The following is a 9,367-nucleotide window of genomic DNA, read 5'->3' as shown; positions in this document are numbered from 1 at the left end:
CCATGAGTACTCGCCGCCATTTCATGTCCCAGTCGGCTGCCGCCGCGTCGGCGCTGGCCCTCCCATTGGTGGGCGGGGCGCAGGCCAAGTCCGTCAAGGTGGGGGTGCTGCACCCGGTGACCGGCGCACTGGCCTATTCGGGCCAGCAATGCCGCGAAGGCGCGATGATGGCCATTGAAGACATCAACAAGGCTGGTGGCATCAAGGCTCTGGGCGGCGCCAAGCTCGAAGCCCTGCTGGGCGATGCGCAGTCACAGCCTCAGGCCGGTGCCGCCGAGGTCGAGAAGATGAATGAAGCGGGCGTGTCCGCCGTGGTGGGGGCGTTTGCCTCGGCCATCTGCCTGGCCACTACGCAGGCCGCCGCCAAGTACAACCTGCCGCACATCGTGGATGTGGGCGTGGCCGATCAGATTGTGGAGCGCGGCCTCAAGAACACCTTCCGCTTTGGCCCCGGCTACAAGAAATGCGCCGAGACCGCCGTGGCCAACCTGCATGTGCTGAACACGGCGGCAGGCAAGCCCGCCAAAACAGTGATGATCATCCATGAAGAATCGCTGTTTGGCACCGGCACTGCACAGCTGCTGGCGCGTGAGCTGCCCGGCTACGGCTACGAGGTCAAGGAAGTCGTCAAGCACGCCAACCCCACGCGCGACTTCAACAACATCGTGCTGCGCATGAAGGCGATCAACCCTGACATCGTCATCCCCGCCAACTATTACAACGAATACGCATTGCTGGTGCGCACCATGCAGCAGCAAAAGGTCACGCCCAAGGCGATCTWCTCGGTGYTGGGYGGSGCSGCRTCGAGCTACAAGTTCGTSAAGGAGTTTCCGGACGCKGCCAACGGCATCATCGACTGCAACCACTGGTTCAACCCSAAGGACAAGCGCKCGCAGGASCTGMRSAAGCGSGTSGAGGCCAAGGGCCWGTTCTTCAGCTACGAGSTSTTCATGACCTACACCTCGATGTGGCTGCTGGCCGATGCGCTGGAGCGCGCSAAGTCGATGGACCGTGCCGCCCTCATCGACGCACTGGAAAAGAGCACCTTTGCCGATCACATCATGCCGTACGGCCCGACSAARTTCGTCAAYGGACAGAACCAGGGTGCCCAGCCGCTCATGACCCAGGTGCTGAACAAGGACATCAAGGTCATCATCCCGCGCGACTATCGCGAAGCGGACCCGCTCTTCCCGCTAAAGGCCTGACACCCACCACTTTTCGGCCCTGAATGCAGGGGCTGCGGGGCGCTCCCACGCGGAGCGCCAGGCCGCGCCTTTGCCTCAACGCCGGACTCCACACCTATGTTCGAGCTCAGCATCCTCTTTCCCTCCCTCCTGAACGGCCTGACGACGGGCGCGGTCTATGCACTGATCGCGCTCGGGCTCACGCTGATCTACGGCGTGCTGCACATCATCAACTTCGCGCATGGCGCGTCGCTGATGTTGGCGCTGTACGCCGTGTACCTGCTCAAGCAGCACTTCGGGCTCGACCCCTACCTGGCGCTGCCCATCCTGGTGCCTGGCATGTTCGCCCTGGGCTATGGCCTGCAGCGCCTGGTGATCAACCGCGCCAGCCACGGCAAGGACGAGAACATCCTGCTGGTCACGCTGGGCATCTCCATCGTGATGGAGAACCTCGCCCTGCTGTTCTTCAAGTCCGACACGCGCACCATCGAAACGGCCTACACGCTGACCACCGTCGCTGTAGGCCCCGCCATGATTGCGCTCCCGAAGCTGGTGGCCTTTGCCGGGGCGCTGGTGGTGTCGGGCGTCTTGCTCTGGATCGTCGGCAAGACCGACCTGGGCCGCGCCATCCGTGCCGTGGCCAAGGAAAAGCATGGCGCCAAGCTCATGGGCATCAACGTGGACCACGTGTACGCGATGAGCTTTGGCATCGGCCTGGCTTGCCTGGGGGCGGCCGCGTGCTTTCTGCTACCGGCTTACTACGTGAATCCGCAGGTGGGCAGCGGCTTTGTGCTGGTGGCTTTCACCATCGTGGTGCTGGGCGGCATGGGCAGCTTTAGTGGCGCGCTGGTGGGTGGGCTGCTGATTGGGGTGGTGGAGTCGCTGGGCGGCCTGTATCTGGGCGAATCGCTGGGGCAGATCGGCATCTTTGCCATCTTCATCGCGGTGTTGCTGTTCCGCCCGCAGGGCTTGTTTGGAGCCAAGGCATGAAGCAACTCTGGACCATTGGAGTGTTCGCGGCCATCGTGGCGGCCGTGACGGGCGTGTCGGACTCCGGCGTGCTGCTCAACTTCGTGATGATGGCGCTCTACGCCGCCTTGCTGGCCCAGGCATGGAACATCCTGGGCGGCTTTGGCGGGCAGTTCTCGTTCGGCCATGCACTGTTCTTTGGCACGGGAGCGTACATCCAGGCCATTGCGCAGATGCAAGGAGGCATCAACCCCTGGGTGGCCTTGCCCATGGCCGTGGCGGGCAGTGCGCTGGTGGGGTTGTTCGTGGGCGGGCTGTCGTTCCGCTACGGGCTCAAGGGTTCGTACTTTGCGCTGGTCACACTGGCCTTTGCCGAGGTGTTCCGTATCCTGGCGCTGTCGGTGCCGTTCACCGGGGCGGGTGTGGGCCTGATGCTGCCGCTCAAGGAATCTTTGGGCAACATGCAGTTCGGATCGCGCAAGGGCTATGTGTTTCTGATCCTGGCGCTGGTCACGCTGGCGCTGCTGGTGAGCTGGTGGCTCAAGAACTCGCGCTTTGGTGCCTGGCTGCAGGCCGTGCGCGACAACGAAGACGCGGCGCGCGCCATTGGCGTGAATCCTTTCAACGTGAAGATGGGCGCGATTGCACTGTCGGGTGGTTTCATGGGCGCTGCCGGTGCGTTTTATGTGCAGGTGTTCCAGTACATCGACCCGGGCATTGCCTACGGCTCCGTCACGTCGGTAGAGGCCCTGGTGGCCGCCATCGTGGGCGGTATCGGCACCGTTTGGGGGCCSGTGCTGGGCGCCCTGGTGCTGCACATCCTGGCCGACATCACGCGCAACCTGTTCGGGCAGCTGCCAGGCATCAACATGGTGATCTACGGCGTGGTGCTGGTGCTCATCGTGATGTTCCTGCCGCGTGGTATCGCAGGCATTGGGCAGTCGGTGGTGGCGGTGTGGAAACGTTCGGGAGGCCGCCATGGCCAATGACCTGTTGCAGCTCAGTGGCCTGAGCAAATCCTTCGGCGGCCTGAAAGCCGTGCAAAACGTGAGCCTGGCGGTGCCAGAAGGTTCGTTAACGGCGCTGATCGGCCCCAATGGCGCAGGCAAGACCACGCTGTTTGCACTGATGTCGGGCTTTGTACGGCCCGACGCAGGCACGGTGCGCTTCGCAGGCCAGGACATCACCGCCCAGGCGCCCCATCTCAATGCCCGGCTGGGCATGACGCGCACCTTCCAGATCGTGCAGCCGTTTGCGGCACAAACCGTGCGTGAAAACATTGCCGTGGGCGCGCACCTGAAGGAGCCCAACCGCCGCGCGGCGCTGGCATTGGCGAGCGACGTGGCCGCCCGCGTGGGCTTGTCGCCCCAGCTGGACAAGCCTGCAGCCGACCTCACGGTGGCGGGCCGCAAGCGGCTGGAGCTGGCGCGCGCGCTGGCGACACAACCGCGCCTGCTGCTGCTCGATGAAGTGCTGGCGGGCCTTAATCCCCAGGAGATTGCCGAGATGATTCCCGTGGTGCGCGGCATCGCCGATGGTGGCGTGACCGTGTTGATGATCGAGCACGTGATGCAGGCCGTGATGAACCTGGCCGAGCATGTGTGGGTGCTGGCGCAGGGCCAGTTGATTGCCGAGGGCAGCCCGGGCGTGGTGACGTCCGACGAGCGCGTGATCGAGGCCTACCTGGGCCACGGCACGGCGGCGCGCCTGCGTGCCGCTGCCGCGAAGGAGGCCGCATGAGCAGCGCCGTCCCATCGTCCGCATCCAGCCCCTTGCTCAGCGTGGCGGGCTTGCGCGGCGGCTACGGCCGCGTCGAGGTSCTGCGSGGCGTSGACCTGCAGGTSCASSCCGGYGARACSGTGGCGCTGCTSGGCAGCAACGGCGCGGGCAAATCCACCYTCAACAACGTCGTGTGTGGCATTTACAAGGCCTGGGACGGTACTGTCGCTTTTGGCGGTGCGGACCTGAGCGGCGCGCACTACACCGAGGTTGTCAAGGCCGGGCTAATCCAGGTGCCCGAAGGGCGCAAAATTTTCCCGAACCTCAGCGTGCTCGAAAACCTCTCGCTGGGCAGCTTCACCCGCGCGCGGGAGCGCCGGGCCGACAACATTGACAAGGTGTTTGCCACCTTTCCACGCCTGAAGGAGCGCACCACCCAGCTCGCGGGCACCATGAGCGGCGGCGAGCAGCAGATGCTGGCCATTGGCCGGGGCCTGATGGCCGAACCCCGCCTGCTGATCCTGGATGAGCCATCTTTGGGCCTGTCGCCCCTGCTGGTCGAGGAGATGTTCGGCCTGATTCGCCAGCTGCGTGCCACCGGGCTGGCAGTGTTGCTGGTCGAGCAGAACGTGGGCCAGTCGCTGGAGATTGCGGACCGTGCCTACGTGATGGAAAACGGCAGCATCCGCTTTTCTGGCGCGCCCGACGAACTGCTGCGCAGCGACGACCTGCGCCGCGCCTATCTGGGCCTTTGAATCCCATGCTCCTCGCCCGTGCCATCCCGTTTGACCAAGGCACGGTGATGCCTGCGCTGTGACTGAAGAAGGAGACACCACACCATGATCCAACGCCGCAGAATCCTCCAAGCTCTTGCCCCTGTGCCGGCCGTGCTGATGGGCGGGCGGGCCTTTGCCCAGTCCGCGCCCATCCGCATCCTGGTCGGCGCCCCGGCCGGCGGCTCCACCGACACCCTGGCGCGCACCCTGTCCATCGAAATGGGCCGCCTGCTGGGCCGCACCGTGATCGTCGAGAACCGGCCCGGTGCGGGCGGCAACATTGCCGCCGACGCGGTGGCCAAAGCCGCACCCGATGGCAACACGCTGCTCATGAGCTTCACCAGCCATGCCATCAACGCCAGCCTTTACCCCTCGCTGCCGTTCGACCCTGTCAAGGACTTCACCCCGCTGACCTGTGTGGCCACCTCGCCCTCGGTGCTGGTGGCCCACCCCACGCTGCCTGCCAAAGATGTGCGTGAGCTGATCGCACTGGCCAAGGCCAAGCCTGGCAAGCTCAACTTTGCGATTGGCGCGGTGGGTTCATCGCTGCATCTGGCGGGCGATGCCTTCAAGATGCAGTCGGGCGCCTACATCGTCAACATTCCGTACCGGGGCACTGCGCCAGCGTTGCAGGATGTGCTGGCCGGGCAGGTCGACCTGATGTTCGCCGCCGTGGGCAATGCACAGGCGCAGATCCGCGCGGGCAAGCTCAAGGCGTTGGGCGTGACCAGTGCCAAGCGCCTGCCCGCCTTTCCGGATGTGCCTGCGATTGCTGAGGTGCTGCCGGGCTACGAATCCAGCGCCTGGTTTGGCCTGTTTGGCCCGGGGCAGATGAACCCCGAGCTGGCCAAGCGCCTGAGCGATGCCGCACGCCAGGCCATTGCCACCCCCGACGTGAAAAAGCGCCTGGAGCTGGAGGGTGCCGTGCCCGTGGGCAACAGCCCGGACGAGTTTGCGCGCTTTGTGCAGGCTGAAATCCCGCGCTGGGCCAAGGTGGTGAAGTTTGCCGGAGCCAAACCCGAATGACCGCCACCCCTGATGTTGTGGCCAGCACCCTGGCCCAGAAGCTGGTGGCCCGCGCCAGCGGCCGCGCCAGCGTCACACCCGGTGAAATCGTGAACTGCCGGGTGGATCTCGCCATGTTCCACGACTCGTCCGGCCCCCGGCGCCTCAAGCCCATGCTCGACGAACTGGGCGCGCAGATCTGGGACAAATCGCGCGTGGTCCTTGTCATGGACCACTACCTGCCCGAGCGCGACGAAGAATCCCGCCGCATCGTGCGCATCGCCCGCGACTGGGCGCGCGAGCAGGCTTTGCCCCATGTGTATGACGGCCAGGGCATCTGCCATGTGGTGGTGCCCCAGCACGGACATATCCGCCCCGGCATGTTCTGCGTGGGCGGCGACTCGCATTCGCCCACAGGCGGTGCTTTTGGTGCCTACATGTTTGGCATCGGCAGCACCGAGATGTTGGGCGTGGTGGTGACCGGCGAAATCTGGCTGCGCGTGCCCCACACCCTGCAGATGCATTGGAGCGGACAGCTGGCCCAGGGCGTGACGGCCAAAGACATGATGCTGCACATGATTGGCCGTTTTGGTATGAACGGCGGGCAGTACCAGGCCGTGGAGTTTGCCGGCCCCGCCGTGCAGGCGCTGGGCATGCAGGAACGCATGACGCTCTCGAACATGAGCGCCGAGCTGGGCGCCCAGGCCGGGCTGATTGCCCCCGACGCCACCACACGCGAGTGGTTGCGGGCGGCGGGAGTGCCCGACGCAGACCTTCAGGGGCTGGATGCCTGGCGCACGGATGAAGGCGCAGCCCTCACGCGCCACACCTTCGACGCCACCACGCTCACGCCGCAGGTCGCCGCGCCCCACAGCCCGGCCAACGCCGCCCCCGTGGCACAGCACGCAGGGCAGGGCATCGACGTGGCCTACATCGGCGCCTGCACGGGCGCCAAGCTGGACGACCTGCGCGCTGCCGCCTCGGTGCTGCGTGGCAAACGCGTGGCCAGTGGAGTGCGCCTGATGGTGGCCCCTGCCAGCCAGCAGGACCAGGCCGCTGCGCGCGACGAGGGCGTTCTGCAGGTGCTGCAGGACGCGGGGGCCGAACTGTTCCCGACCACTTGCGGTGCCTGCGCAGGCTATGGCGACACGGTGGGCGATAACACCACCGTCATCTCTAGCACCGCCCGCAACTTCAAGGGCCGCATGGGCTCGGCCACCGCGCAGGTGTATCTGGCGTCGCCGTACACCGTGGCGGCATCGGCCGTGCGCGGTTGCATCACCGACCCCCGCGAGGTACTGGTATGAAAAACACCCACAGGGTCTGGAAACTGGGCGCTGACATCGACACCGATGTACTCGCCCCCGGCCATGCCATGAAGCACGGCCTGGACGTGCTGGCGCGCCACTGCCTCGAATCGGTGCGGCCCGATTTCGTGGGCTGCGTGCGCAAGGGCGATGTGATCGTGGCTGGCCCCAACTTCGGCATTGGCTCCTCGCGCGAGCAGGCGGCCGCCGTGCTGGTGCGGCTGGGCATCGTCGCGGTCATCGCACCGTCGTTCAGCGGCCTGTACTTTCGCAACGCCTTCAACCTGGGCCTGCTGCTGTTGACCTGCGCCGAGGCCGATGCACTGGGTGCGCTGGGTGACGGCGATGCCGTCACGCTCGACTGGCAAGCGCCCGCTGTCATCACCCCCCAGGGCCGCGCGCTGGCCTGCGATCCGATTCCCCCGTTTCTCATGGACATGGTGCGCGCTGGCGGTCTGCTGAACCAGTTGCGCACCCGCTTTGGCAAGGAGGCCGTCAATGGCTGAACACAACACCACCACCACCGCACCGCCCTCGATGGACCCTGTCACCCTGGCTGTCTTGCGCGGCCGCCTGGAGCAGATCGCCGACGAGATGGATGCCACGCTGTACCGCAGCGCGTTCAACCCCATCATTGCCGAGGCGCACGATGCCTGCCACGGCCTGTACGACGCCGTCAGTGGCGACACGCTGGTGCAGGGCAAATCGGGCCTGCCCGTGTTTGTGGGGGCGATGGCTTTCGCCGTGCGTGCTGCCATGCGGGCAGCGGGCGAGCGAGGTGGCATCACAGCGGGCGACACCTGGCTGTTCAACGACCCCTACGAAGGCGGCACACACGCCAATGACTTCAAGCTGGTGCGTCCCTTCTTTCGCGGTGGCACGCTGTACTGCTTTCTGGCATCGGCCGCGCATTGGCACGACGTAGGCGGCAATGTGCCCGGCAACTACAACCCGGCCGCTACCGAATGTTGGCAAGAGGCCGTGCAAATTCCGCCCGTGCGCATCGTGCGCAGCGGCGTGTTCGATGACGATGTGCTCGCCATCCTCAAGGCCAACACCCGCCTGCCCGACAGCCTGTGGGGCGACCTGAACGGTCAGCTGGCCGCGCTGGACCTGGGCGAGCGGCGCCTGCACGACCTGCTGGACCAATACGGTGACGCCCTGGTGCAACAGGCCATGGGCGAGCTGCGCACGCGCGCCGTCAAGCTCATGCAATCGCACATCGCGGCGCTGCCCGACGGGCGCTACAGCTTCAGCGACATCCTAGACAACGACGGCGTGAAGGATGAGGCGCTGACCATCGCCCTCGACATGACGGTGCAGGGCGAGCGTCTCACGCTCGACTTTTCGCGCACCTCGCCGCAATGCGCCGGGCCGGTCAATATTTCGCGCGCCACGGCGATTGCGGCGTGCTACGTGGCGCTCAAGCATTTGTTTCCCGATGTGCCTGCCAATGCCGGTGTGCTGGACGCGGTGGACTTTATATTGCCCGAGGGGCTGGTCATCAGCGCCGCACGGCCGCGCCCCGTGGGTGGCTACACCGAGACCATCTTGCGCATGATCGATGTGATCTTCAGCGCCACAGCGCAGGCCGACCCCAAGCGCGCCATGGCCCAGGCCTACGGCACCATCAACGCGCTGTCCATCGCCGGGCTGCGCACCGACGCCGCGCGCAAGGGTCAGCGATGGGTCATGTTCAGCTTCTTTGGCGGCGGCCACGGCGGGCACAGCGATGGCGATGGCCTGAGCCATGGCAATGCGCCCATCTCCACCGCCACCATCCCGCCGCTCGAAATTCTGGAGGCTGCGTACCCCGTGCGCTTTACGCAATGGGCGCTGCGCCCTGATTCGGGCGGTGATGGCGAGCACCGCGGCGGCTTGGGTGCGATCTATGAAATCGAGCTGCTGGAGCAGGACGCCGAGGTGTTCATTTTTGGCGAGCGCGGCAAGGCCGCACCCCAAGGCATTTCGGGCGGTAGCGCCGGTTCCATGAACGTCTTCAGCTATGAAAACAATAGTGAATGGAAGCAGCCACCCATGCGCTCCAAGATGATCGGCATCCGCCTGAAGCAGGGCGAGCGCGTGCGGCTGGAAACCCCCGGTGGCGGTGGCTACGGTGTGCCGGCCGCACGGGCCGCAGCAGCGCGTGATAAGGATTTGGCGATGGGCTACGTCACTGCCCCCGCCACAGCGAAAGGCAAGGCATGAGCAGCGGCAAGGTTTCGGATCAGGCTTCGTATGTGGTGGGTGTGGACGTGGGCGGCACGTTCACCGACCTGTTTGTACTGGACGAGCGCGATGGCAGCGCCCGCATCGTCAAGGTGCCCAGCACCCGGGGCGAGGAGGCGCGCGGTTTCATGAACGGCGTGGCGCGCGTGGCCGACTCGGCCGCGCAGATCGCCACCAT

Annotated in this window: 10 protein-coding genes; all 10 read left to right on the top strand. The window is 65.8% G+C overall.

Features of this window, described 5'->3' with window-relative positions:
- Positions 1 to 2 precede the first annotated feature (2 nt).
- Complete coding sequence (locus AC04MI_RS20895) at positions 3 to 1,205, top strand: ABC transporter substrate-binding protein (protein ID WP_476498590.1); 1,203 nt, start codon at positions 3 to 5, stop codon at positions 1,203 to 1,205.
- Between the two features lie 96 nt (positions 1,206 to 1,301).
- A complete protein-coding gene (locus AC04MI_RS20890; protein ID WP_056062878.1) occupies positions 1,302 to 2,174 on the top strand; it encodes a branched-chain amino acid ABC transporter permease in 873 nt (290 codons plus the stop codon).
- Positions 2,171 to 3,142: a branched-chain amino acid ABC transporter permease gene (locus AC04MI_RS20885; protein ID WP_056744784.1), complete on the top strand. Its 972-nt coding sequence runs from the start codon at positions 2,171 to 2,173 to the stop codon at positions 3,140 to 3,142. Before AC04MI_RS20890 ends, AC04MI_RS20885 begins: the two co-directional genes overlap by 4 nt.
- Positions 3,132 to 3,893 (top strand): ABC transporter ATP-binding protein, encoded by a 762-nt coding sequence (locus tag AC04MI_RS20880; protein WP_056744787.1) that lies wholly within the window; start codon positions 3,132 to 3,134, stop codon positions 3,891 to 3,893. Before AC04MI_RS20885 ends, AC04MI_RS20880 begins: the two co-directional genes overlap by 11 nt.
- Positions 3,890 to 4,627 carry an ABC transporter ATP-binding protein gene (locus AC04MI_RS20875; protein WP_476498589.1) on the top strand — a complete coding sequence of 246 codons (738 nt, stop codon included), beginning with the start codon at positions 3,890 to 3,892 and terminating at the stop codon, positions 4,625 to 4,627. Before AC04MI_RS20880 ends, AC04MI_RS20875 begins: the two co-directional genes overlap by 4 nt.
- A gap of 84 nt (positions 4,628 to 4,711) precedes the next feature.
- Positions 4,712 to 5,674, top strand: coding sequence for a Bug family tripartite tricarboxylate transporter substrate binding protein (locus AC04MI_RS20870; RefSeq protein ID WP_369816973.1), 963 nt, complete (start codon positions 4,712 to 4,714; stop codon positions 5,672 to 5,674).
- The gene (locus AC04MI_RS20865) at positions 5,671 to 6,960 is read left to right on the top strand and encodes a 3-isopropylmalate dehydratase large subunit (protein WP_436077266.1); all 1,290 of its coding nucleotides are present in this window, start codon (positions 5,671 to 5,673) and stop codon (positions 6,958 to 6,960) included. Before AC04MI_RS20870 ends, AC04MI_RS20865 begins: the two co-directional genes overlap by 4 nt.
- A complete protein-coding gene (locus tag AC04MI_RS20860; RefSeq protein ID WP_436077267.1) occupies positions 6,957 to 7,466 on the top strand; it encodes a LeuD/DmdB family oxidoreductase small subunit in 510 nt (169 codons plus the stop codon). Before AC04MI_RS20865 ends, AC04MI_RS20860 begins: the two co-directional genes overlap by 4 nt.
- A complete protein-coding gene (locus tag AC04MI_RS20855) occupies positions 7,459 to 9,168 on the top strand; it encodes a hydantoinase B/oxoprolinase family protein (protein WP_436077268.1) in 1,710 nt (569 codons plus the stop codon). Before AC04MI_RS20860 ends, AC04MI_RS20855 begins: the two co-directional genes overlap by 8 nt.
- A partial coding sequence (locus AC04MI_RS20850) for a hydantoinase/oxoprolinase N-terminal domain-containing protein (RefSeq protein WP_476498588.1) occupies positions 9,165 to 9,367 on the top strand: 203 nt, incomplete at its 3' end. The genes AC04MI_RS20855 and AC04MI_RS20850, both read left to right, overlap by 4 nt.

This window comes from Acidovorax sp. LjRoot204, from assembly GCF_056175785.1.
The sequence above is the reverse complement of the archived record's forward strand: the minus strand, read 5'-3'. Positions and strand labels throughout refer to the sequence as shown.